This window comes from Paracoccus sp. S4493, from assembly GCF_000967735.1.
GTDB lineage: Bacteria > Pseudomonadota > Alphaproteobacteria > Rhodobacterales > Rhodobacteraceae > Paracoccus > Paracoccus marcusii.
Genome location: NZ_JXYF01000079.1, coordinates 1 through 22385 on the forward strand (window position 1 = coordinate 1; position 22385 = coordinate 22385).

At 63.2% G+C, this 22385-nt stretch carries 23 protein-coding genes and 2 pseudogenes; 16 read left to right on the plus strand and 9 right to left on the minus strand.

What is annotated here, in order from left to right:
- A pseudogene (locus TW83_RS22015) lies at positions 1-126 on the minus strand (acetyl-CoA C-acetyltransferase); the annotation flags it as partial.
- A gap of 98 nt (positions 127-224) precedes the next feature.
- Between TW83_RS22015 and TW83_RS12190 the strand changes: the two are divergent.
- Entirely contained in the window at positions 225-572 is a 348-nt protein-coding gene (locus tag TW83_RS12190; RefSeq protein ID WP_045983052.1) for an STAS domain-containing protein, read from the plus strand.
- A complete protein-coding gene (locus tag TW83_RS12195) occupies positions 569-1069 on the plus strand; it encodes an ATP-binding protein (protein WP_045983053.1) in 501 nt (166 codons plus the stop codon). Before TW83_RS12190 ends, TW83_RS12195 begins: the two co-directional genes overlap by 4 nt.
- On the opposite strand, the gene hspQ is transcribed toward TW83_RS12195, so the two are convergent.
- The 5 genes from hspQ to TW83_RS12220 all read right to left on the minus strand — a co-directional run bounded on the left by hspQ (position 1066) and on the right by TW83_RS12220 (position 5584).
- Complete coding sequence (gene hspQ, locus TW83_RS12200) at positions 1066-1398, minus strand: heat shock protein HspQ (protein WP_042246463.1); 333 nt, start codon at positions 1396-1398, stop codon at positions 1066-1068. The genes TW83_RS12195 and hspQ overlap by 4 nt on opposite strands.
- A gap of 89 nt (positions 1399-1487) precedes the next feature.
- Positions 1488-1943 (minus strand): CreA family protein, encoded by a 456-nt coding sequence (locus TW83_RS12205; protein ID WP_045983054.1) that lies wholly within the window; start codon positions 1941-1943, stop codon positions 1488-1490.
- A 3-nt stretch (positions 1944-1946) separates the two neighbouring features.
- Positions 1947-2669 carry a metallophosphoesterase gene (locus tag TW83_RS12210; RefSeq protein WP_045983055.1) on the minus strand — a complete coding sequence of 241 codons (723 nt, stop codon included), beginning with the start codon at positions 2667-2669 and terminating at the stop codon, positions 1947-1949.
- A gap of 71 nt (positions 2670-2740) precedes the next feature.
- A complete protein-coding gene (gene serA, locus TW83_RS12215; RefSeq protein ID WP_045983056.1) occupies positions 2741-4330 on the minus strand; it encodes a phosphoglycerate dehydrogenase in 1590 nt (529 codons plus the stop codon).
- A 108-nt stretch (positions 4331-4438) separates the two neighbouring features.
- The gene (locus TW83_RS12220; protein ID WP_045983057.1) at positions 4439-5584 is read right to left on the minus strand and encodes a phosphoserine transaminase; all 1146 of its coding nucleotides are present in this window, start codon (positions 5582-5584) and stop codon (positions 4439-4441) included.
- A gap of 41 nt (positions 5585-5625) precedes the next feature.
- Here TW83_RS12220 and TW83_RS19815 point away from each other — a divergent pair, with 41 nt between their 5' ends.
- The 4 genes from TW83_RS19815 to TW83_RS12235 all read left to right on the plus strand — a co-directional run bounded on the left by TW83_RS19815 (position 5626) and on the right by TW83_RS12235 (position 9336).
- On the plus strand, positions 5626-6696 hold the full coding sequence (locus TW83_RS19815; protein ID WP_157001527.1) for a helix-turn-helix domain-containing protein: 1071 nt from the start codon (positions 5626-5628) through the stop codon (positions 6694-6696).
- Positions 6693-6962 carry a hypothetical protein gene (locus tag TW83_RS12225; protein ID WP_045983058.1) on the plus strand — a complete coding sequence of 90 codons (270 nt, stop codon included), beginning with the start codon at positions 6693-6695 and terminating at the stop codon, positions 6960-6962. The genes TW83_RS19815 and TW83_RS12225 overlap by 4 nt, the downstream gene beginning before the upstream one ends.
- A 105-nt stretch (positions 6963-7067) precedes the next feature.
- Positions 7068-7565, plus strand: a complete 498-nt coding sequence (locus TW83_RS12230; protein ID WP_239441331.1) for a terminase small subunit — start codon at positions 7068-7070, stop codon at positions 7563-7565.
- Positions 7552-9336 (plus strand): phage terminase large subunit family protein, encoded by a 1785-nt coding sequence (locus TW83_RS12235; RefSeq protein WP_045983060.1) that lies wholly within the window; start codon positions 7552-7554, stop codon positions 9334-9336. Before TW83_RS12230 ends, TW83_RS12235 begins: the two co-directional genes overlap by 14 nt.
- Before the next feature lie 25 nt (positions 9337-9361).
- Here the strand turns inward: TW83_RS12235 and TW83_RS20590 are convergent, their stop codons facing one another.
- Positions 9362-10885, minus strand: coding sequence for a hypothetical protein (locus tag TW83_RS20590; RefSeq protein ID WP_157001529.1), 1524 nt, complete (start codon positions 10883-10885; stop codon positions 9362-9364).
- Positions 10886-10992: 107 nt separating this feature from the next.
- Between TW83_RS20590 and TW83_RS20595 the strand changes: the two genes are divergently transcribed.
- The 8 genes and pseudogenes from TW83_RS20595 (at position 10993) to TW83_RS12260 (ending at position 17893) form a co-directional block, all read left to right on the plus strand.
- Positions 10993-11532: a hypothetical protein gene (locus TW83_RS20595; RefSeq protein ID WP_157001531.1), complete on the plus strand. Its 540-nt coding sequence runs from the start codon at positions 10993-10995 to the stop codon at positions 11530-11532.
- Positions 11529-11885 carry a phage portal protein gene (locus TW83_RS22020; protein WP_239441332.1) on the plus strand — a complete coding sequence of 119 codons (357 nt, stop codon included), beginning with the start codon at positions 11529-11531 and terminating at the stop codon, positions 11883-11885. The genes TW83_RS20595 and TW83_RS22020 overlap by 4 nt, the downstream gene beginning before the upstream one ends.
- A 36-nt stretch (positions 11886-11921) precedes the next feature.
- Positions 11922-12886: pseudogene (locus TW83_RS12240) on the plus strand (phage portal protein).
- Positions 12883-14661, plus strand: a complete 1779-nt coding sequence (locus tag TW83_RS12245) for a prohead protease/major capsid protein fusion protein (RefSeq protein WP_045983061.1) — start codon at positions 12883-12885, stop codon at positions 14659-14661. Before TW83_RS12240 ends, TW83_RS12245 begins: the two are co-directional and overlap by 4 nt.
- Before the next feature lie 397 nt (positions 14662-15058).
- Positions 15059-15406: a hypothetical protein gene (locus TW83_RS20600; RefSeq protein ID WP_157001533.1), complete on the plus strand. Its 348-nt coding sequence runs from the start codon at positions 15059-15061 to the stop codon at positions 15404-15406.
- Positions 15407-15499: 93 nt separating this feature from the next.
- On the plus strand, positions 15500-16087 hold the full coding sequence (locus TW83_RS19825) for a site-specific integrase (RefSeq protein WP_052714855.1): 588 nt from the start codon (positions 15500-15502) through the stop codon (positions 16085-16087).
- Between the two features lie 114 nt (positions 16088-16201).
- Positions 16202-17080 (plus strand): phosphoserine phosphatase SerB, encoded by an 879-nt coding sequence (gene serB, locus TW83_RS12255; RefSeq protein ID WP_045983062.1) that lies wholly within the window; start codon positions 16202-16204, stop codon positions 17078-17080.
- A 54-nt stretch (positions 17081-17134) separates the two neighbouring features.
- Complete coding sequence (locus TW83_RS12260) at positions 17135-17893, plus strand: TSUP family transporter (RefSeq protein WP_045983076.1); 759 nt, start codon at positions 17135-17137, stop codon at positions 17891-17893.
- A 117-nt stretch (positions 17894-18010) separates the two neighbouring features.
- Here TW83_RS12260 and TW83_RS12265 read toward each other — a convergent pair whose 3' ends face one another.
- A complete protein-coding gene (locus TW83_RS12265; protein WP_045983063.1) occupies positions 18011-18997 on the minus strand; it encodes an asparaginase in 987 nt (328 codons plus the stop codon).
- 150 nt (positions 18998-19147) lie between these two features.
- Here TW83_RS12265 and TW83_RS12270 point away from each other — a divergent pair, with 150 nt between their 5' ends.
- Both TW83_RS12270 and rlmN read left to right on the plus strand, forming a co-directional pair.
- Positions 19148-19669, plus strand: a complete 522-nt coding sequence (locus TW83_RS12270) for an invasion associated locus B family protein (protein ID WP_045983064.1) — start codon at positions 19148-19150, stop codon at positions 19667-19669.
- 114 nt (positions 19670-19783) lie between these two features.
- Positions 19784-20968, plus strand: a complete 1185-nt coding sequence (gene rlmN / locus TW83_RS12275; protein WP_045983077.1) for a 23S rRNA (adenine(2503)-C(2))-methyltransferase RlmN — start codon at positions 19784-19786, stop codon at positions 20966-20968.
- 409 nt (positions 20969-21377) lie between these two features.
- On the opposite strand, the gene rsgA is transcribed toward rlmN, so the two are convergent.
- Complete coding sequence (gene rsgA, locus TW83_RS12280; protein ID WP_045983065.1) at positions 21378-22385, minus strand: ribosome small subunit-dependent GTPase A; 1008 nt, start codon at positions 22383-22385, stop codon at positions 21378-21380.

Sequence of the window (22385 nt, forward strand, 5' to 3'; positions counted from 1 at the left end):
GCCCGCGCGCGCCAGTGCCGCGGCGATGGCCGCCCCGCCCAGATCGGCCGCGGACACCCCCGACAGCGCGCCCATCAGCCCGCCCATCGGCGTGCGCGCCGCCCCCAGCACGTAGATGTCCTGAATTGTCATGATCTTTCCCCCCCGATCTGTCCTCGCGCTTACCGGATCGTAACCTTTGGGGTCTAGTCAAGGATGCAGATGCGCAAGGAAGGCCCGGAATCATGCAGTTCATCGTCGAAGACGCCGAATCCCATCTGAACATCACGGTGACGGAACCCCGGATCGACGCGGCGATTGCGACCCTGTTCAAGGACAAGCTGCGCGAGATCGTGGTCAAGAACCGCAAGCCGGTGCACATGGACATGGCGGCGGTGGACTTCATGGACAGCTCTGGCCTGGGGGCGATGATCGCCGTCCGCAAGAGCCTGCCCGAGAACCTGGCGCTGGTGCTGTTCGCGCTGACGCCCAATGTCGAACGCGTGTTCCGCCTGACGCGGATGGACAGCGTGTTCGACATCCAGCCCCGCACCGCTCAGCCCCGCACCGCTCAGAAGGAGCAACGAGAATGACACCCAGTGAACGCTCCGATCCGGGCATCGGAAACCGTGCATCCGCACTGACGCAGCCGATGTTCCACCGCGTCCTGAACGCCCATCCGATGATCGTGCGCGACACCCTGCAGGACGTCCGCCAGCGTTTCCGCGGAGAGGTGGGCGACGACACTCTGGGCCGGCTGGAACTGGTCTTGGCCGAGGTGATGAACAACGTCGCCGAACACGCCCCGCTGGGCCAGGCGGAACAGGCGCGGCTGCCGGTGATCCACCTGTGCATCGTGCGCCACAGTTCGGGCCTGGCCTGCGCGCTGACCGATGACGGGATCTCGCTGCCTGACGACTGCCTGCTGCCGCGCAGCCTGCCGCCGATGGTCGCGGACGATCTGCCCGAAGGCGGCTTCGGCTGGTTCCTGATCCAGGACCTGACGCAGGCCCTGTGCTATTACCGCGAGGAAAGCCGGAACTATCTGGCCTTCAGCATCCCCTTTGCCCAGATGGAGGTCGACGCCTAGTTGACCGGTCCCGCCAGGAAATAGCGGCCGTCCTGAAAGGCGCTGAACATGTCCCCGACCTCGGGGTGGTCCAGCGGTTCGCCCGACACGTCCAGTTCAAGGTTCTGCTCGGACACATAGGCCACGTAATAGGTCGCCTCGGTCTCGGCGAACAGGTGATAGAACGGCTGGTCGCGATCGGGGCGCGAATCCTCGGGGATGGATTCGTACCATTCCTCGGTATTCGCGAATTCGGGATCGACGTCGAAGATCACGCCCCGGAACGGCCGCGAACGGTGCCGGACGACCTGTCCCAGGCTGTATTTCGCGTGGCGGCTTTGGGCCTGCATCCGGGCGGTATCCATCGTTCGTGTCAGGGATCAACAAAAGTCAGCGCGCCTTCTAGCGCGCCGCGACGGTCCTGTCCACCGGCAGGCGATCAGGGGGCGATGTCGTCCGCCGTCAGGGGCACGGTCGCCATCGACATCTTGGCCGACCCCTCGCTGACCTGGTTGGCATGGGCCAGATAGACCAGCACGCGGTTGTCGGCGTCATAGATGCGCTGCACCCGCAGCGACTTGAACACCAGCGAACGCCCCTCGCTGAACACGTTTTCTCCCTTGCCGGGGGTCAGGGCGCTGACGTCGATGGGCCCGGTGCGGGTGCACTGGATCGCGCTGTTGGACGGATCCTCGAACCAGTTGCCCTGGCTCAGCCGGTCCAGGACCGAGCGGCTGAAATAGGCCAGGTGGCAGGTCACGCCCGGCACCTCTGGGTCCTTGATCGCCTCGATGACGACATCGTTGCCGACCCAGTCCACGCCGACGCGGCCGACCTCCTCGGCCTGCAACGACAGGGGGGCAAGGGTCAGGGCAAGGGTCAGGGCAAGGCGCATGGTCTACTCCGGCAACAGGGGCTGGCGGCCCGATTCGGTCAGCAGGTGCACGGCACCCGGTTCGATAACGGCGGCGGACAGCGGCCGGCCATAGGCGGCGCCCCCGTCCAGGTTCAGGCGGTTTGCGTACAGGGCAGGGGCCTCCAGCGCGGTGTGCCCGTGCACGACCAGCGGCCCGAAATCAACGTCGCTGTCCAGGAACCCCTGGCGGATCCAGACCAGGTCGCCCTCTGCCTGGTCCTGCAGGTCGATGCCCGGACGGATGCCCGCATGCACGACCAGCGCCAGCGGATGAAGATACCACAGCGGCAGCGCCGCCAGGAACCGCGCGTGATCCGCGGGAACCGCCGCCCGCGCATCGCGCAGCAGCGCCTGGCGCGGCTGATCCGGGTCCACGCCATAGGACCGCAGCGTCGCGGCCGCGCCCAGACCCGGATGGTCCACCCAATGCTGTCCGGACGACAGGCCCGGGTCGATCCAGTCGGGCTGGTTCAGGAAGGCGGGCAGGAAGCGGTCGTGATTGCCGCGGGTGACGATCCAGGGCCGCCCCGCCTGCTGGCCGCGCAGCAGGTGGTCCACCACGCCGCGCGAATCGGGACCGCGGTCGATCAGGTCGCCCACATGGGCAATGACCGCATCAGGCCCGCCGTCGTCGAAGATCCGCTGATGCGCGGCCTTCAGCAGGTCCAGCTGTCCGTGAATGTCGCCAATCGCATAAAGTCGCATCTGTCACCTGGCCGTGGAGCGCGGCAGGGAGGGTCCGCACGCCCCTTGGGTAAGGGCGTGCGGGGCCGAGGTCAAACCTCGAACTGCAGCCGGCGGGCCTGCAGGAACTTGCCGGTGTTCTGCAGCGTGGCCAAGGCCTCGTCGCTGATCGCCTCGTCCAGGTACAGGATCGCGATGGCATCCGCCCCGTTGGCGGCCCGTCCCAGGGTAAAGTTCGCGATGTTCACGCCCAGGTCGCCCAGGGTCATCCCAAGCGCGCCGATAACGCCGGGAACGTCCTTGTTGCGGGTGTACAGCATGTGGCTTCCCACCTCGGCGTCCACGTTGATCCCGCGGATCTGGATGAAGCGCGGCTTGCCATCGCTGAACACCGTGCCCGCGATCGAGCGTTCGCGCGTCTCGGTCACGCAGGTGACCTTGACGTAACCTTCATAGGCGCCGGCCTTGTCCTGCTTGGTGGTGGACACCTGCACGCCGCGATCCTTGGCCATGACCGGGGCCGACACCATGTTCACGTCCGGGTTCGACGCCTTCATCACGCCCGCGATCACCGCCGCGTTCAGCGCGTTCAGGTTCATCTCGGACACGACGCCGTCATACAGCACGTTGATCGCCTTGATCGGCTCGTCGGTCATCTGGCCCACGAAGGCGCCCAGATGCGCGGCTAGCTTGATCCAGGGGCCCATCACCGCGGCCTCCTCGGCCGTGACCGAGGGCATGTTCAGCGCGTTCTGCACCGCGCCCGTCAGCAGATAGTCCGACATCTGCTCGGCAACCTGCAGGGCGACGTTCTCCTGCGCCTCGGTCGTGGCGGCGCCCAGGTGGGGCGTGACGACGACGTTGGGCAGGTTGAACAGCGGGCTTTCCGTCGCGGGCTCGACGGCAAAGACGTCGAATGCGGCACCCGCCACGCGCCCGTCCTTCAACGCCTCGGCCAGCGCCTCCTCGTCGACCAGGCCGCCGCGGGCGCAGTTGATGATGCGCACGCCCTTCTTCAGCTTGGCGATGGCCTCGCGCGACAGGATGTTGCGGGTCTTGTCGGTCAGCGGCACGTGGAAGGTGATGAAGTCGGACTTGCCCAGCAGGTCGTCCAGCTCGACCTTGGTCACGCCCAGTTCCTTGGCGCGATCCTCGGACAGGAAGGGGTCATAGGCCAGCACCTTCATGTGTAGACCCAGGGCGCGGTCGATTACGATGCCGCCGATGTTGCCCGCCCCGATCACGCCCAGGGTCTTGTTGAACAGCTCGACCCCCATGAAGCGGTTCTTCTCCCACTTGCCGGCATGAGTGCTGACGCTGGCCTCGGGCAGCTGGCGCGCGACCGCGAACATCATCGCGATGGCATGCTCGGCCGTGGTCACGCTGTTGCCGAAAGGCGTGTTCATCACGATCACGCCCTTCTTGCTGGCGGCCGGGATGTCGACATTGTCGACCCCGATGCCGGCGCGGCCGATGACCTTCAGGTTGGTCGCGCCTTCCAGCAGCTTGTCGGTGACCTTGGTCGCCGACCGGATGGCCAGCCCGTCATACTGCCCGATCACCTCGGCCAGCTTTTCCTTGTCCTTGCCCAGATCGGGCAGGTAATCCACCTCGACGCCGCGATCGCGAAAGATCTGGACGGCGGTTTCCGACAGCTTGTCCGAGACGAGAACCTTCGGCATGTCATTCATCCTTGCAAGGGCATCGGGGCCAGGCCTCGCCGACGCCATGTTTCTTCGTTGGAGAAATACCAGGGTGGGTCCGGGGGACTGGCCCCCGGTCCGCTTGGCTTATTGCGCGGCCAGTTCGGCGCGGTACGCCCATTCGATCCACGGCATCAGTGCCGCGACATCGGCGGTCTCGACCGTCGATCCGCACCAGATGCGCAGGCCCGCAGGCGCGTCGCGATAGGCGCCGGCGTCCAGCGCCACGCCCTCCTTCTCCAAGCGCTTGGCCACAGCCTTGGCAAAGGCCGCGCCGTCCCTGATCGCCGGATCGGTGAACTTCAGGCAGACGCTGGTCGTCGACGCGGTGGCCGGATCCTCGGCCAGATCGGCGATCCAGTCCTTGTCCGCGATGAAATCGCGCACAGCAGCCGCATTGGCATCCGCCCGCGCGATCAGCGCCGTGAGGCCGCCCAGGGATTGCGCCCATTTCAGCGCGACTAGGTAATCCTCGACCGCCAGCATCGAGGGCGTGTTGATCGTCTCGCCCTTGAAGATGCCCTCGATCAGCTTGCCGCCCTTGGTCATGCGGAAGATCTTGGGCAGCGGCCAGGCAGGGACATAGGTCTCCAGCCGTTCGACGGCGCGCGGCGACAGGATCAGGACGCCATGCGCGCCCTCTCCGCCCAGCACCTTCTGCCAGCTGAAGGTCACCACATCCAGCTTGTCCCAGGGCAGGTCCATGGCAAAGGCCGCGCTGGTCGCGTCGCAGATGGTCAGGCCCGCGCGGTCGGCGGGGATCGCATCGCCGTTCGGCACGCGCACGCCGCTGGTGGTGCCGTTCCAGGTGAAGACGACGTCCTTGTCGAAGTCGACCTCTGCCAGATCGACGATCTTGCCGTAATCGGCCTTGCGGACGGTGGCGTCCAGCTTCAGTTGCTTCACGGCATCCGTGACCCAGCCCTCGCCGAAGCTTTCCCAGGCCAGCATCTCGACGGGGCGGGCGCCCAGCAGGGTCCACATCGCCATCTCGACCGCGCCGGTGTCGGAACCGGGGACGATGCCGATGCGGTAATCGGCCGGCACGCCCAGGACCGCACGGGTCAGCTCGATGGCCTCGGCCAGCTTGGACTTGCCGACGGCGGCACGATGCGACCGGCCCAGGGGCGCGTCCGACAGCATGTCCAGCGAATAATGGGGGATCTTGGCGCAGGGGCCCGAGGAAAAGCGCGGGTTTTCCGGCCGCGTAGCCGGGATCGCATGATCGGTCATGTGGCTAGCCTTCCAGCTAAAAAGCCCCTCGTTGGGGAGGGGTGTCCCAACCGCGGACATACGCTTCCCCTGATTTTACTGCAAGCCCTGTTGATCAGACCCCTGCCGGTTCGTGCGGGTTCGACCAGAACGAGGCAGGAACGGACATTCAACAGTGGCACAAATCTGACACAAGCTGTTCCGGAGATGTTCATGCGCCGGCAAAAGAAAATCCCGGCGCGCTGGCGGGCGCAACCGGGACAATGGAAGAAGCGTCTAAACTTCGCCGCAAAGTCTATGCTGACGCTGGCGCAAGCGCAAGCAAGGGGATGCCCCTACCTGGAAGCTGGAACAGGGTTAGGTGGGCATGGAAGCGGGCGGTTCGGCGCGATGCACGCCTGTCCAAGACCGCAAAGCTGCTTGCAGTAACGCTCGTAGATGACTTCGCTAATAATGACAGCGGGCGCTGCAATCCGACCGTCAGCACGCTGTGCGAAGCGACTGGCGATCCTGAACGTACTGTGCAGAAGGCGCTGACTGATCTGCAAGCCTGTGGCTGGATACATCGCAAGAAGGGACGCGGGCGGGGTAGATCATCGGAAACCACGTTTACCGCCGAACCTGAGGCAGCAGCCCAGATAGGGTGCGCACGAGATAACGCACCGGCGGGTAGATCAGAAAAGCCAGTGCAAAACTCTGCACCCTACCGGGCTAAAACGGTGGCACGTCAGCAGACACAAAAGGTGCAGCTAGCTGCACCCATTGACGTGAAAGAAGCGGTCAAAAAGGTGCAGGAACCTGCGCAGAAAGGTGCCGCTGCTGGCGGGTCTTATAAAGAACCAAGATATAACCTAAAAACGCAAGGCAGCGGATTTTGCGAAAAGCCGATCTGCAATCTGGCCAGTGTCGCTCACTTCGGCAGCGATCGGGAAGCTGCCTGGAACGAGTACCTTGCAGCGCGCGGATGGCCGAGCCTCGCACAGCTGGGTGTCCTGTCGAGCGACCGTGAAGGTCGGGGATGGGAAGTCCCATATCGCCGCCCGCCGGGCCGGAACAATCATCTCGAGAACCGAATCACCGTCCGTTGGGTCGAATGGGCAATGCACAAAATGGAAGAGAGGGAAGCAGCATGAGCGCCGAGAAGATTGAGGTTTCAAACGCCGCACAGCAGGCCGCAGAGCGGGTCAAGGCAGTGATGGCCGAGCTTTGCGAAGCTGACGGCATGACATGGCCAGAAGCGCTCGCCGGAGCACATGCTGAGATCGTTATCGCAATGGTGCTGGCCATCGGAGGCAGTGAAACGGCAGCGCGCTGCCGTCATGCTGCGACTCAAGTCGAGAACATTCCGACGTTGGAACAAGTCATCGAGAAAGCCGCTCGCGGGGCATGTCGTCCATAACTCAACATGCGGGTCCTTCCGGGCTTGCAGCGTATGCGGGGGGCTAAGCCGCGACATGTCAGGCCATGCAAAAAAATGCAAAGGGGTGAAAAATCAATGAGGATCATGGCTGAACTGCCGGGGCTTGGCGGGGGCGATCCAGTACACCGGACTGGCGGCGCCGATCTGTGCGACCTGCTGCGGCTCAGCCCCGCAGCCCTTTCCGGGCTGGTCCAGCGGGAGCTGGCGGTGAAGCTTGGCCATGATAATTATGATCTGATCGAGACAGTCGGGCGCTATGTCGAGCATCTTCGCGGTGCCGCCAGCGGCAGGGGCAGCGAGGAACAGGCACTGACGCTGACCGGAGAGCGTGCTCGCCTCGCGCGCGCACAGGCTGACGCTCAAGAGCTGAAGAACGCTACACTGCGCGGCCTGCTAGTTCCTGCGATTGAGGTTGAGCGGGAATGGTCCGGCACCTTGCGCAGCCTTCGGTCCCAACTGCTTGCCGTGCCCTCGCGGGTTCGCCAGCGGCTTGGGCACCTTACCACCGGCGATGTGGACGCGATTGACCGGGAACTGCGCGACGCCCTGGCACAGATTGGGGGCGCAGATGCCGACCATTGAGCAGGTTCGGGCCAATGCCCTGCGCGCCCTTGTTCCCCCGCCGCGTCTGCGACTGTCCGACTGGATTGAAACCGAGGTTTGCCTGCCGGAAGGCGTCAGTGCTCAGCCCGGTGCCGTCCGCCTCTGGCCCCTTCAGCGCGAAATTGCAGATGCCATTGGCGATCCGCTGATCGAGCGTGTCACGCTGGTCAAGCCGGTCCGCGTCGGATTTACCACACTGCTGACCAGCGCAGTCGCCAGCTTCGTCGCCAACGAACCTGCGGCCATCCTATGCCTGTTGCCCGCCGAGGCCGACTGCCGGGATTACATGATCAGTGATATCGAGCCGATCCTCTCAGCATCGCCCGCGGTTGCCGCCGCGCTGTCAGACGAGCGCGACGAGGCTGGGCGCAACACCTTGCTGTCGCGCCGCTTCCCCGGCGGGTCGCTCAAGATCGTCGCTGCCAAGGCACCCCGCAACCTTCGCCGCCACAATGTCCGCATCCTGTTCATTGACGAGGCCGACGGCATGGAGTCCACGGCTGAAGGGTCGCCGATCCTGTTGGCCGAGCGGCGGACGCTATCCTTTCCGGATCGTAAGATCGTCATGGGCAGCACCCCGGTCCATGACGAGACAAGCCACGTCCTGCGGGCCTATGCACAATCCGACGCCCGGATATTCGAGGTACCGTGCCCCGTCTGCGGGGCCATGACCGAGATTCAGTGGACCGACATTGTTTGGGACGAGGGCGCACCCGCCACGGCACGCTTCCGCTGCCCACATTGCGCAGCTGAGATTGAGGAACGCCACAAGCCCGCCATGGTCGCGCAAGGTCGCTGGCGGCCGACTCGGCCCGATGTGCATGGACATGCAGGCTTTCGCCTCAACGCGCTTGTGTCCCTGCATGCCAACGCCGCGTGGGGCAAGCTGGCTGGCGAATTCGTATCGGCAAAGGACGATCCGTCCACACTGCAAACCTTCGTCAACACCATCCTGGGGCAAGGGTGGCGAAGCGCAGGCGATGAGCTTTTCGAAGATGAGCTAGCATCGCGTGCTGAGCCCTTCGGACTGAATAAGGTCCCTGTTGACGCTCTGGCTTTGACCGTAGGCGTCGACGTTCAGCACGATCGACTCGAGGCCAGCTTTGTCGGCTGGACGGAAGAAGGGACCGCTTTAGTTCTGGGGTATCGGGTCATCTGGGGACAGTTCGACGATGAGGCCACTTGGCAGGAATTGGATGATCTTCTATGTGCACGATTTCCCCATGCACTTGGTGGGCGTCTAGGCATCGACGCGGTCGAAATTGATGCGGGTGACGGGACATCTATGCACCGGGTTATCGCCTTCGCCTCACCGCGCGTACGATCGAAGGTGCTAGCAATAAAGGGCGCAGGGGGCAATCGCCCAATTATAGAACGTGCCGGATCGCGAACGAAAACGGGCGGCAGGTTATGGATCGTTGGCGTCGATACCGTAAAAGGACAGCTATTCGCTCGCATAGCACAAGCAACCGCTTTTCGATTTTCTGCTGACCTTCCGCCAATCTGGTATGAGCAGTTAGCGAGCGAACGGGCGATCCTTCGTTATCGTCGCGGCCAACCCGTGCGTAGCTTCGAGCGCATTTTAGGTCGCAGAGCCGAAGCATTAGACTGCATCTGCTATGCGGTGGCCGCCCGGCAGGTACTGAATATTAACTGGGCTCATCGGCGCAACGATCTTCTAGTAGATAAATTGCCACAGCCTCCCGTGCCCCCTATCCTTCATTCGCAGTGGATGCGGAAAATAGTTTAGAGGTTAATAGCTTTGCCATCTTTGACTATCTCAGGCCAAGAACTGCTACCATAAGAGATATAATAGAAAGAAAAATTGCTGCGCAGGTTAGTTTCATCATCGCGCGCTGAACTCTGACGCTTTCTTGCGTACTAATGAGTGCGCTATATTGAACAAAAAGCTCTCTCGCAGACTTATCGGCCTCTTTAAGGTTTCCTGCCAACTGCTCAACATTTTCTCGCATCTGATTCTGAAGCTTTCTAGGCTTATCTTCTTTTCGACGAGGCGCTACTTCAGAAAATGATGACATATGACGCGAAAAACTACCATTCTCGCTAGCGTGATCTTTTAATTCATTCAAGATACTGGGCACTCCCAGAGATTCAAGAAAAAAATTCTCTATTCGAGATAAGGCTGCAATGACATCTTTTGAGGGAGAGCGAGCTTCACGGATGGTATCTCTAATAGTATTCAGATTGCGAAGGAACCCGCGCAAAACTATAAGCGTGGCATGACGGCTGAGAAGATCGCGCAAATTTTCTTCAGCTAGATAAATATAATTAAATCTATCTTTGAACATTGGATAGGGAAGTTTATCACTGGAGACATTACTGATGTTCATCGCAGCAATACCATGACCAGGCTCTCTGTCTGGCCACATATCCCAAGTGAGCTTAAGCTGCTCTAATTCATCGCATTTCCAAGCTCGATGAGAAGATGAGATTGGAATACATTCGGCCCATTTACTATCAGTGTCGACATGCCCGCTTAGTGGATCAACTTCGGTGGTGGTTAGGAACTCCAGTGTAGCCAAACTCTCGCCGAGCTGACCGTTAACAAGAATACCCGGTATGGTGTCCCGAAACCAGTTCGATGCAATGGCTTGTATTCTACGTCGTTCTTCTCTTATGTCATTCCGCTTTAAGTTCATTACGTCCAAAACTTGAATGCCACCTGCAAACCGTTCGTATCGTGTTTTTCTATCTTTCTCTAAAATATTGGCATATGCGGTAGTCCGACTTTTTTCTAAACTGAATGTTGCTACCAAGCATGTTAAAGAGGATGTTATCGGGACAATGTACAGTGAGATATACTCCACGCCAGCAGGGACGGGACCCTTCAATATGCGCGAAGATTGTGGCGTGTTGCTTGATCTTTCAATTCGCCCAAGTGAATATCGTCCACCAAATCCTCCAACCTCCCGGGATGCTCTCAACCATTCAGCGGCTCCGTCGTTGGGAGAAAGCCCATCTGGATCCTGCCAGTCATACTTATTTATTCCATGGACAAGCCTGGAAATTTCTCCTGGTCCATAAAGTTCTGCAGCCATTAAAAATTGCAATTCTATTTTTTCATCATTAGGTAGCCTTGTCTTTTCGTTTTCCTCTTTATCAGCTTCTCTATGGAATTTTCGGACCTTATTATAGTCAAAAAATCGAGACGTAAAGTTAGGAAATCTTTTGTAAAGCGCCCAGTGCAAGCGAAATTTAAGAAGAATTATAATCCTATTAAATACCCCGATATCTGTCGAAGGTCCGTCTGATTTAGGGTCTTCTTCGTTAGCGTTCATTCGTCCCTCTCGAGGCTACTAAGCGGGTATCAGATGCAGCATTTCTGTTGAGCTGCCGGCCTTGGTCAGCTAAAAGGTATCATCTGATTCCTTCCGGGGGTATCATTGTGAAGCGTGCCGCCCTCTTGTTTTGTGCAGATGTTGATGCTTCCCGCTTTAAGCTTCTGAAGCAGCGCGACCAGTTGCCATTTTTACTACACGATCAGGATCAGGATTCGAAATGGGCAGATTATTCGTTGGAAGATGCGTTCCGGCTTCGTATAATGCTCGACCTTATCAACGACGCTAGCAAAGAAACTTATCCGGGGGGCTTGGGCCCACAGTTTGCACAATCTGTTGCTGGCAACATAGGAGTTCAAAGCGCAGATGTGGCAGGATGCCGCCCGATGTTTTGGGCGGGTGTTATAGGCTTTGAGGGGATTAACAGGAACGACCAGCCGGAACATTGGCTGGTGCCGTTTACTGGCACCTTAGGAGGTCTTGAAGAAGCAGTCTCGCAGGAGCAAGCCACGTGGGCGGAGGTGTATTCTGAAATCTCTGTTCCCCGTATGTTTTTAGCCAACGCCACACGTGCTGCTGAATACATCCGGGGGCGAGCTGCGGAACTTGGGATTTCCGAAGGTGACGGATTAGAGTGCACGTTATGACCGCCCTCAGAAGGGACGGAGTGCTTGTAAGCTCACGTCACCGAGTTGGGTGGAGTGATCTGCTGAAGATTTTTCGTCGCAACGGGATCGAAGCTGGTGGCGGCGGATGGCGGTTGCAAAGCGTATCCACCCTTCCTGCGCCCCATCAAAGCACGCTTGCCGCGCCTGGTCCTGCCAAGGCCCGTGCCGCCGCGCTGTCCATGAATAATCCGATTGCTGCCCGTGCTGTCGAAGCCTGGACGGCGGCGCTTGTCGGCAAGGGGTGGCAGGTGCAATCGCAGCATCCCGACCGGCAGATGGCCCACGTACTGAACTGCGAACTTGAAGCTATCGTCTGGCCGCTGATGCCGTAGATCGCCCGCGCCATTATCCGCGACGGCGAAGCGTTTGTGCGCATCCTGTCCGGCCCATCCGGGTTCCGGCTGGCCATCCTGCCCGCCGATCAGATCGACCCCGCCCTGACCCGCGATCTGGGGAACGGCGCGCGCATTGTGGCCGGGGTGGAATTCGACGCATCCGAACAGGTGGTCGCGTATCACGTCCTGCCCGATGCCCCCGGCACAGCCTTCGCCCATTACGGTGACGCACTGCGCATCCCGGCATCCGACATGCTGCATATCTTTGACCCGATCTTTCCAGGGCAAGTGCGGGGCATCACCTGGCTGGCCCCGGTGCTTTTGAAGTTGGCCGACTATGATGCAGCCAGCGATGCCATGCTGATGAACCTGAAAACGCAAAGCCTGTTTGCAGGCTTTATCACCGACACCGAAGGCGGCGCGGCAGGTTTCGAGGGCGTTACCCAGGCAGGCGTGGCCAATGTCAGCCTTGAGCCTGGCGCGATGCGCATTCTGCCCCCCGGCTCTGACGTGAAGTTCGCGCAGCCTTCCGGCGGGCTGTCGCAGCAGGTGGATTTCATCAAGGCGCAGCTGCTGAAATCGCCGCCGGGCTGGGGCTGATGTACGAACAACTCTCTGGCGACCTGTCGCAGACGAACTACTCAAGCACCCGGTTCGGCCTGCTGGAATTCCGCCGCCGCGCAGAAATGCTGCAACGCACCCTGATCGAGGGTCAGCTGCTGGCGCCTCTGTGGGGCCGCTGGATCGCCTGGAAGGCCCTGGCAGGCGACATAAGCCCTGATGATGCTATCGCCCCCGATTACCGCGCTGTGCGCTTCGTTGCGCCCGGCTGGCAATGGGTTGACCCGCTAAAAGAAGTGAATGCCGAAGTCCGCGCCATCGAAGCTGGTTTGAAGTCACGGGCCGAAGTCGTCGCAGGCCGTGGCCGCGACATGGCCGAAGTCGACGAGGAAATCGCCCGCGATCCGCGCCGGGCCGTTTTTGCAGGTGCCCAATGACCATCCATCTTCGCGCGGTCACGCCGCGCCCCGCCACCCTCGACCCCGGCTTGCGCACGGTTGAGGCCATCGTTTCGACCGGCGCCCCTGCGCCGCGCCTCGGCTATGTCGAACGCCTCGACCTGTCGGGGGCCGATCTGTCCCGGCTGATCGTCGGGCCGGTCCTGGACGGGCACCGCAGCGCCAGCACCCGCGACCAGCTGGGGGTAATCGAAGCTGCCGAACTGCGCCCCGAAGGGCTGTGGGTTCGCATTCGGTTTCGCTCGAATGAAGCTGCACAAGCCGTTCTGGCCGACATTGGCGACGGCACCCTGCGCGGCCTGTCCATCGGCTATTCCGTGCAGCTGTGGCGCGACACGCAGGATGGAAACCGGCGGGTTCGCACTGCCGTCAAGTGGACGCCCATCGAGGTGTTCGTTGTCCCGATCCCGGCCGATGCCTATTTCAGAACCGGAGAAAGCCAAATGGAAAACGAAACGCTCGAAATGACCACCCCGCCCGCCACCACCTTGACCCGTGCGGACATGAACCGGGAAATCCGCAGCATTGGCCAGCTGGCCGGACTGCCTGCCGACTGGATCGATGGTCAGATCGACGCCGAAGCCACCCCCGAACTGGCACGCGCCGCTGCCTTTGCAGAAATGGGCAATCGACAGACGCAGACCCGCACCCGCAGCGCCCGCGCCGAAATCGGCACCGATCACAGCGACCCTGCCGTGATCGCCACGCGGGCTGGGGAAGCGTTGTTTCATCGGTCGCACCCGGAACACCAACTGTCCGACGCTGCCCGCGCCCATGCCGGGCTGACCCTGCCCGACATGGCCCGCGAATGCCTGCGCCGCTCCGGCATGTCCACAAGCGGCATGGCGACGGAGACGCTGATTACCCGCGCCCTGCATACCACAGCGGATTTTCCGCTGATCCTGGGCGATGCCGTGAACCGCGAACTGCGCCGCTCTTATCAGGCCCCGGTGTCCGGTGCCCGGTTGCTGGCCCGTCAAACCACCGCCCGCGATTTCCGTGCCAAGCGCCGCGCCATCCTGGGCGAAGCGCCCGCGCTCGAGCGTGTCCTTGAGGGCGCGGAATTCCAGCACGGCACGACTGACGAGGCTGGCGAAACCTATGCCGTAGCAACCTTTGGCAAGATCATCGCCATCAGCCGACAGGCGCTGGTGAATGATGATCTGGGGGCGTTCACGACCATTCCCGCCGCCATGGGCACCGCGGCCCTGAATTTTGAGGCGGCGCAGCTGGTGGCCAAGATCGAGGCCAACCCGCTGATGTCGGACGGACTGGCCGTTTTCGACGCCGCGGCGCATGGAAACATGAAAGCGGCGCCCGCGGCTGGCGATGGGATAAGCCGGGTGGATGCCATCACGCTGGACCTGGGCACGGCCCGCACCGCCATGCGCCGCAAGACCGGCTTGAGCGGTGCGCCGATCGACGTGGCCCCGCGCTTCGTGCTAGTCCCGCCCGAACTGGAAACGGACATGCAACGGGCACTGGCCGCAATCCAAGCCAGCACGTCCGCCGATTTCAACCCGTTCTCGACGTTGGCCCTGATCGTTGAACCGCGCCTGACCTCGCAAACCCGGTGGTATATCGTAGCCGATCCGCAGACCGTGGACAGGCTGGAATATGCGTATCTTGAGGGCGCGCCCGGCCCGCAGATCGAAACCCGTGCAGGGTTTGAGGTTGACGGCACCCAGATCAAAGTCCGCCTCGATTTTGGCTGTGGCTGGGTGGATCACCGCGCCTGGTATCGGGTGGGCTAATGCCGATCCAACCCGACGAACTGATTACCCTGCGCGATGCCCTGATCAGGGCACGCGCATCCGGCACCCGCTCCGTCGAATATGAGGGAAAGCGGGTTACTTGCGCAAATGACAGCGAAATGGCAGCCGCATTGGCTGACCTGGAACGTCGGATCGCCGGATTTGGGATTTCCCGTTCTGCGACTGTTCGGTTTCGCATGTCGAAGGGGACATAGGAGCAATTACCAATGGGCCTGTTGCCTGAGTACATAACCCCAGAAGACCTCGCTCATCACTTGCGAGTCAGCGTTCGAGCACTTCGCTCCAAAGCACGCGACATCGGGGCCGGTCGCGTAATTGGCAAGCGGATGGTTTTCCTCGAAGATGATATGTCGGCACTCATGGAGGCCATACGACTATGCCCCTCGAAATCTATAAGCGCGGCAAAATCTGGCACTATCGAGGCACCGTGGCGGGGCGACGACTTCGCGGCACTACACAAACGTCTGACCGAAAAACCGCGGAACGCATCAAAGCTGAGATCGAAACAAAAGGCTGGAACCGTCACCTCGACGGTCCGGGGGCGGGCCTGACCATGGCGAATGTGTTCAGTGCCTATCTAAACGCGGATAGGCCTGACCGATTTTTGTTGAAACTGGCGCATTATTGGAAAGACACGCCCCTTTCGGATGTCCATCCAGAAACCATCCGCCGCGCCGCGAAGGTCATCTATCCCGACGTCAATGAGCCGACCTGGAACCGTTAGGTAATCAAGCCAACTCAGGCGGCGATCAACTATGCGGCTGGTCTGGGCTGGTGCGCACGTATCTCTGTAAAGCGCTATAGCGAAAATCCCGAGGTGAAGACGCCCGCGACTATTGAGTGGGTCAGGGCCTTCAATAATCAGGCCATCAAGGATGGCCTGCCGCATCTGGGCGCGCTATGCGTGTTCATGTTCGCCACGGCGGCGCGTATCGGTGAATCCAGCCGCTTGCGGTGGGGCAACGTGGACCTTCCTCGCCGGATCGCGCGGCTTGACCTGTTCAAGCCGACGCCTTGGAGCCGTGAGGCCCATTTGCCGCCTGAGCTAGTCATGGCGCTGGCGAACTTGCCTAGCAACCGCAAGCCTGACGAACTGGTCTTTGACTATGCAGGGCGGGGTAGCGTCCGGGGGGCGTGGAGCAACGTTTGTAAACGCGCAGGGATAGAGCGGCTAACCCTACATTGTTGCCGCCATGGCTTCGCAACGTCCATGCTGCACATGGGCTTTGACGTAAAGACCGTGGCAGATATGGGCGGCTGGAAAGACGCAACAACCGTGCTGCGGACCTATGCCCACGCAGTCAAAGACAAGACCGTCAGCGATGCCCTATTTGACACGCGAGTGACACACGAAGCTCACGGTGAAAGCCTAACCGACTATAAAAGAAGGGAAAAATCAGAATGACCGCCCACCCTCGTTGGGAGGGGTGTCCCACCGACCGACCTAAGGCCCCTCCCGCTCTGGCGCAAGAAAAAACTTTGTCCTACACCCGCAGGCAACCGCACAAGGACCGCGCCCATGTTCACCGTCTCGCTGATCGCGGCGCCTGCCGCAGCCAATCTGGATGATGCCCTGCCCGGCGGTCTGGCCGACCGGTGGGGTGGCGACGTGACGCGCTGGCTGTCGCCGGGCGTGGCCGCCGAATTCGACATCGCGGTGCTTCCGGGCGATTCGGATCAGGTCTGGTCCGACCTGCAGGCCATCGGCATCGACCTGGCGATCCAGCCCGCGGGCGGGCGGCGCAAGCGCATCCTGATCGCCGACATGGATTCGACCATGATCGATCAGGAATGCATCGACGAACTGGCCGACATGGCGGGTTTCGGCCCCCGCGTGGCCCAGATCACCGCCCGCGCCATGAACGGAGAGCTGGACTTCAACGCTGCGCTGACCGAACGCGTGGCCCTGCTGGCGAACCTGCCAGAGGCGGTCATCGCCCAGGTCCTGGCCGAACGCATCACCTATGCCGCGGGCGGGGCCGTGCTGGTCGCGACCATGCGCGCGCACGGGGCCTATGCCGCGCTGGTCTCGGGGGGCTTCACCAGCTTCACCCGGGCCGTGGCCCAGACCCTGGGCTTTGACGAACATCGCGCCAACACGCTGCTGGCGCAGGACGGCGTGCTGACCGGACAGGTCGCCCTGCCCATCCTGGGCCGCGAGGCCAAGGTCGATGCCCTGACCCAGATCGCCGCCCGCCTCGGCACCACGCCCCAGAACGCGATCGCGGTGGGCGACGGCGCCAACGACCTTGGCATGATCCAACTGGCCGGTGCCGGCGTGGCGCTGCACGCGAAACCCGCGGTCGCCGCCCAAGCCCAGATACGCATCAACCACGGCGACCTGACCGCGCTCTTGTACCTGCAGGGCTTCGCGGAGGAGGATTTCGTCACGCCCTGATTTCTCCTTTGTCCAAATACCCCTGCGACGATTGCCCCACCGAAAGTCCCGATGATGTTCGAACTGACCGCCGACCTGGTGATGCTGCTGATGATGGCGGCCTTTGCCGCAGGCTTCGTCGATGCCATCGCGGGCGGGGGCGGGCTGATCACGCTGCCCATCCTGATGCTGGCGGGACTGTCGCCCGCGCAGGCGCTGGCCACGAACAAGGTGCAGGGCGTCTTCGGCGCGGGGACGGCCGCGCTCAGCTATGCGGCGCGGGGGCTGGTCGATCTGCGCAGCCAGTGGAAATCCGCGCTGATCGCGGGGGCGGCGGGGGCCGCGGGGGCGGTGCTGGTCAGCGCGATCCCCACCGACGGGTTGCGGCTGATCCTGCCGGTCATCCTGATCGGCATCGCGTTGTTCTTTGCGCTGAAACCCGGACTGAACGACCTGGACCGCACGCGCCGCCTGACGCCCCTGGTCTTTGCGGCGACGGTGGTGCCGTTCGTGGGATTCTATGACGGGCTGATCGGGCCGGGGGCCGGGGCCTTCTACATGATCGGGTTTGTCACGCTGGCCGGATACGGGGTTCTGAAGGCCACGGCCCATACAAAGCTGTTGAACTTCGCGTCGAACCTGGGCGGGCTGGGGGCCTTCGCGCTGGTCGGCCAGCCGCTGTGGCTTTTGGGCATGGCGATGGGGGCGGCGCAGATCGCGGGGGCGATGCTGGGCGCGCGGCTGGCCTCGCGCATCGGCGCGCGGCTGATCAAGCCGCTGCTGGTCGTGACCTCGACCCTGTTGGCGGGTCGGCTGATCTGGCAGATGATCTGAGACCGCGCATCCGGCGCCCGCTCTGCCAAGGGGCGCCGGTTCGGGGCACGGGAACGGGACGGGGGCATCCCGTGCCGCACAGTAAAGCACGGCTCCATGTCGGGGATGTGACGGCCCTCAGGCGGGAAAGCCCGGCGCGCGGCGCAGGTTGCCCGTGACCATGCCGCGACAGTTCAGGATCGGTCCGTCCAGAAGCGCCTGCGCCGCCGGATGGGTCGCATCCAGAACGCCCAGGTGGATCAGCAGCGCGGTAATCGCGGCCTCGCTGGCGCGGGTGCCGCCATCGGTGATCTTCAGCGCGACGCCCAGGCCCTGGTCGGGCAGGATCGCCACGAACACCGCCTCGGCCCCGGTCTTGATCGCCGCGACGCCCCCCATCGCGCGCATCAGCTCGGTGCAGGACCGACCCTCGCCCGCGACCATCTCGGGGTGGCTGCGCATCGCATCGACCAGGCGGTGCATCGCCTGGCCGCGCCTGTCCGTTCCGGGATTGGCGAACCGCGCCATCGCGCGGGCCAGCCCCTCGACCGTGCAGGCCCAGTTCGGGGCCGAACAGCCGTCGATGCCGAAACCGGGGCTCTCCTCGTCGGTGACCTCCTGGAAGGCGGCCTTGACGGCGCGCTGGACCGGGTGGTCGGGCTCGACATAATCCGGCCCGCCCTTCAGGTGGTGGTTCAGCGTCAGAAAGCCCGCATGCTTGCCCGAACAGTTGTTGTGCAGCTGGCAGGGCGCGGTGTCCGAACAGGTCAGGCGGCGGTTCTCCTCCGCGTCGCGCGGCATGTGGCTGCCGCAGCGCAGGTCGGGCTCGCCCAGGCCCAGCCCGGTCAGCCAGCCGTCCACGGCCGCGACATGCATCGCCGCCCCCGAATGGCTGGCGCAGGCCAGGGCTAGCTGGCGGTCGGTCAGGCCCGCCGCATCGGCGGCCCCGCTTTCCATCAGCGGCAGCGCCTGGATCATCTTGCACGACGACCGCGGATAGATCACCTGCCCGGGTCGTCCCCAGGCCTCGACCACGCCATGGGCATCGCAGATCACGGCATGGCCGGCATGCAGGCTTTCGCGCATGTCGCCGCGCCACAGTTCGATCATTTCTGCGGACCGCATGTTTTCTCCCTGACAATTGCGCGATTGTGCTTGCGCAGCCTTTAACGGGCGGCGATTTTCGCTATCCTGACGACAGATGGTTGAAAAGACCACAGCAATCAGGAAGAACGCCGGGCGAAGCGGCGAATTGAATTGGCAGGAGGCCAGAGCATGATTACCACCACCCTGCGCGGCATGGGCGCCAGCCTTGTCCTGATCGCCGGACTGGGCGCGGCGGTTGCACAAGAGTCCAGCAATGTCGTGGCGACCGAAGGGGACTGGACAGTCTTCGCGGCCGACAACCCGCGCGAATGCTGGGCCGTCTCGCCCCCGAAATCCACGCTGAACACCCGCGACGGCCAGCCGGCCGAGGTGACGCGCGGCGACATTCGTCTGTATGTGGCCTATCGCCCCGGCCAGAACGGAGAGGTCAGCTTCAGCGGCGGCTATCCCTTCGCCCCGGATTCGACGGTCGAGGTCGATGTGGGCGGCCGCACGTTCAACCTGTTCACCGAGGGCGAGAGCGCCTGGACCGGCAGCCCGTCCGACGACGAGGCGATGATCGCGGCCCTGCGCGGCGGCTCGTCGGCGGTCGTGACCGGCCGTTCGGCACGCGGCACCACGACCAAGGACACGTTCAGCTTGTCGGGCATCACCGCCGCGACAAACAGCGCACGCGAGCGCTGCCAGTAACCGCAAGGTTGCAGTCCTGACGGAACCAAGGGGGCGGGCCGGTTGATTTCGGGCCCGCTTTCGCATATGTGGCTGTCTTTCGCCCCTTGGGCCGTTCCAACACCGGTGATCTTCATGACCGATCAGACCCCGTCTGCGCCGATCACGCAGGACGTGATGACGCTTCCGCGCAAGCTGCCCCAGGGCGGGCTGACGAACATCGTCGGCCTGACGCGGGCGCAGCTGCTGGACGCCCTGGTCGCGGCGGGCACGCCCGAGCGTCAGGCCAAGATGCGCGTGGGCCAGGTCTGGCAGTGGGTCTATCACTGGGGCGTGCGCGATTTCGCGCAGATGACCAACCTGGCCAAGGATTACCGCGCCCTGCTGGCGGCCAATTTCGAGATCACCCTGCCCGAGATGGTGACCCGTCAGGTCAGCAGCGACGGCACGCGCAAGTATCTTGTCCGCATCGCCGGTGGCCACGAGGTCGAGGTCGTCTACATCCCCGAGGAGGGCCGCGGCACGCTCTGCGTCAGCAGCCAGGTGGGCTGCACGCTGACCTGTTCGTTCTGCCATACCGGCACGCAGAAGCTGGTGCGCAACCTGACGCCCGGGGAAATCGTCGGCCAGCTGATGCTGGCGCGCGACGATCTGGGCGAATGGCCCGTCCAGGGCGCCCCCAAGGACGAGACGCGGCTGATCAGCAACATCGTCCTGATGGGCATGGGCGAGCCGCTGTACAATTTCGAGAACGTCCGCGACGCGATGAAGGTCGTGATGGACAACGAGGGCCTGTCCCTGTCGCGCCGCCGCATCACCCTGTCGACCAGCGGCGTCGTCCCCGAGATCGCGCGCACCGCGCAGGAGATCGGCTGCCTGCTGGCGGTCAGCTTCCACGCCACGACGGACGAGGTCCGCGACCGCCTGGTCCCCATCAACAAGCGCTGGAACATCGAGACGCTGCTGGCCGCGCTGCGGGACTATCCTCGCCTGACCAACAGCGAGCGGATCACCTTTGAATACGTGATGCTGGCGGGCGTGAACGACAGCGACGAGGACGCGCACCGCCTGGTCAAGCTGATCGAGGGCATCCCGGCCAAGATCAACCTGATCCCGTTCAACGAATGGCCCGGCGCCCCCTACAAGCGGTCCAGCAACAACCGCATCCATGCCTTCGCGAACATCATCCACAATGCGGGCTATGCCAGCCCGATCCGCACCCCGCGCGGAGAGGACATCATGGCCGCCTGCGGTCAGCTGAAATCCGCGACAGAACGCGGCCGCAAGTCCCGCGCCCAGATCGCGGCGGAAACCGCCTAGAACAGCCCGTCTGAACCTGGCGCTGGGCCGGTCACGGCACCTGCCACCGGCAGGCTGCTCGACGGCGACCTCTTGTGCGGATGGCACGCTCTACAGTGCGTTTGACGGTGATCGCCGCCGCGGCGTCACGGGAGTTTTTGCCCGTCGACCAGACCAGTCCAGAGACCTGTCTTCGATGCGTTTGGCCTCGCCTACGCATCAGCCGTTCTGGCGCGTGACCCTTGGCCCTGTTCGTCGCATTTTTGGCATAGCTTCAAAGGCAATGTTTGCCGACGTGGAGCGGGTTGCAGTTTTTGCCCTAGATTCTTCAACGACGTTTGCAGCAGCAGGGGATACCCAAACCGGGAAACGTCCGCCGAGGACGACCTCTCCCCCAGCGCCTGCAACATGATTGCGGGAGCAGTGACCGTCAGCGCCGCCTGCCGCCGCGGGGCAGGGTCGTGCGGTTGCCGCGGGGTCCGGTCTGGACCGGGGTGTTGTCGCGGTTCTCGTCGTGCAGCTTGCGCCAGCGTTCCAGGCGGTCCGCGTCCAGCGTGCCGGCGCGCACGGCCGCCTGCACCGCGCAGCCCGGTTCATGCGCATGGGTGCAGTCGCGGAACCGGCAATGGGGGGCCAGTTCGGTGATCTCGGCGAACAGCATCTCGATGCCCACGGCGACATCGGCCACGTGCAGCGTGCGCATGCCGGGCGTGTCGATGACCCAGCCCCCGCCCGCCACCGGATGCAGCGACCGCGCGGTGGTGGTGTGCCGCCCCTTGGCGTCCGATTCGCGGATCTCGCCTGTGACCTGGGCATCGCGGCCCGACAGCGTGTTCAGCAGCGTCGATTTGCCCACCCCGGACGAACCCACCAGCGCGACCGTCCGCCCCGGTCCGCACCAGGGCGCCAGCACCGCGGCCGCATCGGGCGACTTGGCGTTCAACGCCACGACCCGCAGCCCGCGCTGCAGGGTGCGGGCGCGGTCGATCCAGTCCGACGGGTCGTCGACCTTGTCGATCTTGGTCAGCACGATCACCGGGTCCGTCCCGGCCTCGTTCGCCAGGGCCAGATAGCGTTCCAGGCGGGCCGGGTTGAAATCGTCGTTGCACGACGTGACCACGAACAGCGTGTCCACGTTGGCGGCGATCAGCTGGCGGGCATCCGCCCCCTCGGTCCGGCGACGCAGCAGGGCGCGGCGGTCCAGCAGGCGGGCCACCACGCGCGTGTCGCCCTTGGCCAGCACCCAGTCGCCCACCGCATAGTCTGCGGTCGTGGCATGCAGCGGCAGGTCCAGCCGGACCTGGCCCGCCCCGGTTTCGGCCATCAGCCGCGACCGGTGCACCGCGGCGATGCGCATGGGCACCAGCCCCGCATCGTCATCGGTGACCTGATCGGCAAAGAAGGGCCCCCAGCCCAGATCGTCCAGCGCGCGTGTCAT

Bases quoted from the DNA above. Each gene is read 5' to 3' on its own strand.
- TW83_RS12190 (WP_045983052.1), top strand. From the start codon at position 225: ATGCAGTTCATCGTCGAAGACGCCGAATCCCATCTGAACATCACGGTG.
- TW83_RS12195 (WP_045983053.1), top strand. From the start codon at position 569: ATGACACCCAGTGAACGCTCCGATCCGGGCATCGGAAACCGTGCATCC.
- hspQ (WP_042246463.1), bottom strand. From the start codon at position 1,398: ATGCAGGCCCAAAGCCGCCACGCGAAATACAGCCTGGGACAGGTCGTC.
- TW83_RS12205 (WP_045983054.1), bottom strand. From the start codon at position 1,943: ATGCGCCTTGCCCTGACCCTTGCCCTGACCCTTGCCCCCCTGTCGTTG.
- TW83_RS12210 (WP_045983055.1), bottom strand. From the start codon at position 2,669: ATGCGACTTTATGCGATTGGCGACATTCACGGACAGCTGGACCTGCTG.
- serA (WP_045983056.1), bottom strand. From the start codon at position 4,330: ATGCCGAAGGTTCTCGTCTCGGACAAGCTGTCGGAAACCGCCGTCCAG.
- TW83_RS12220 (WP_045983057.1), bottom strand. From the start codon at position 5,584: ATGACCGATCATGCGATCCCGGCTACGCGGCCGGAAAACCCGCGCTTT.
- TW83_RS12225 (WP_045983058.1), top strand. From the start codon at position 6,693: ATGAGCGCCGAGAAGATTGAGGTTTCAAACGCCGCACAGCAGGCCGCA.
- TW83_RS12230 (WP_239441331.1), top strand. From the start codon at position 7,068: ATGGCTGAACTGCCGGGGCTTGGCGGGGGCGATCCAGTACACCGGACT.
- TW83_RS12235 (WP_045983060.1), top strand. From the start codon at position 7,552: ATGCCGACCATTGAGCAGGTTCGGGCCAATGCCCTGCGCGCCCTTGTT.
- TW83_RS20590 (WP_157001529.1), bottom strand. From the start codon at position 10,885: ATGAACGCTAACGAAGAAGACCCTAAATCAGACGGACCTTCGACAGAT.
- TW83_RS22020 (WP_239441332.1), top strand. From the start codon at position 11,529: ATGACCGCCCTCAGAAGGGACGGAGTGCTTGTAAGCTCACGTCACCGA.
- TW83_RS12245 (WP_045983061.1), top strand. From the start codon at position 12,883: ATGACCATCCATCTTCGCGCGGTCACGCCGCGCCCCGCCACCCTCGAC.
- TW83_RS20600 (WP_157001533.1), top strand. From the start codon at position 15,059: ATGCCCCTCGAAATCTATAAGCGCGGCAAAATCTGGCACTATCGAGGC.
- serB (WP_045983062.1), top strand. From the start codon at position 16,202: ATGTTCACCGTCTCGCTGATCGCGGCGCCTGCCGCAGCCAATCTGGAT.
- TW83_RS12260 (WP_045983076.1), top strand. From the start codon at position 17,135: ATGTTCGAACTGACCGCCGACCTGGTGATGCTGCTGATGATGGCGGCC.
- TW83_RS12265 (WP_045983063.1), bottom strand. From the start codon at position 18,997: ATGCGGTCCGCAGAAATGATCGAACTGTGGCGCGGCGACATGCGCGAA.
- TW83_RS12270 (WP_045983064.1), top strand. From the start codon at position 19,148: ATGATTACCACCACCCTGCGCGGCATGGGCGCCAGCCTTGTCCTGATC.
- rlmN (WP_045983077.1), top strand. From the start codon at position 19,784: ATGACCGATCAGACCCCGTCTGCGCCGATCACGCAGGACGTGATGACG.
- rsgA (WP_045983065.1), bottom strand. From the start codon at position 22,385: ATGACACGCGCGCTGGACGATCTGGGCTGGGGGCCCTTCTTTGCCGAT.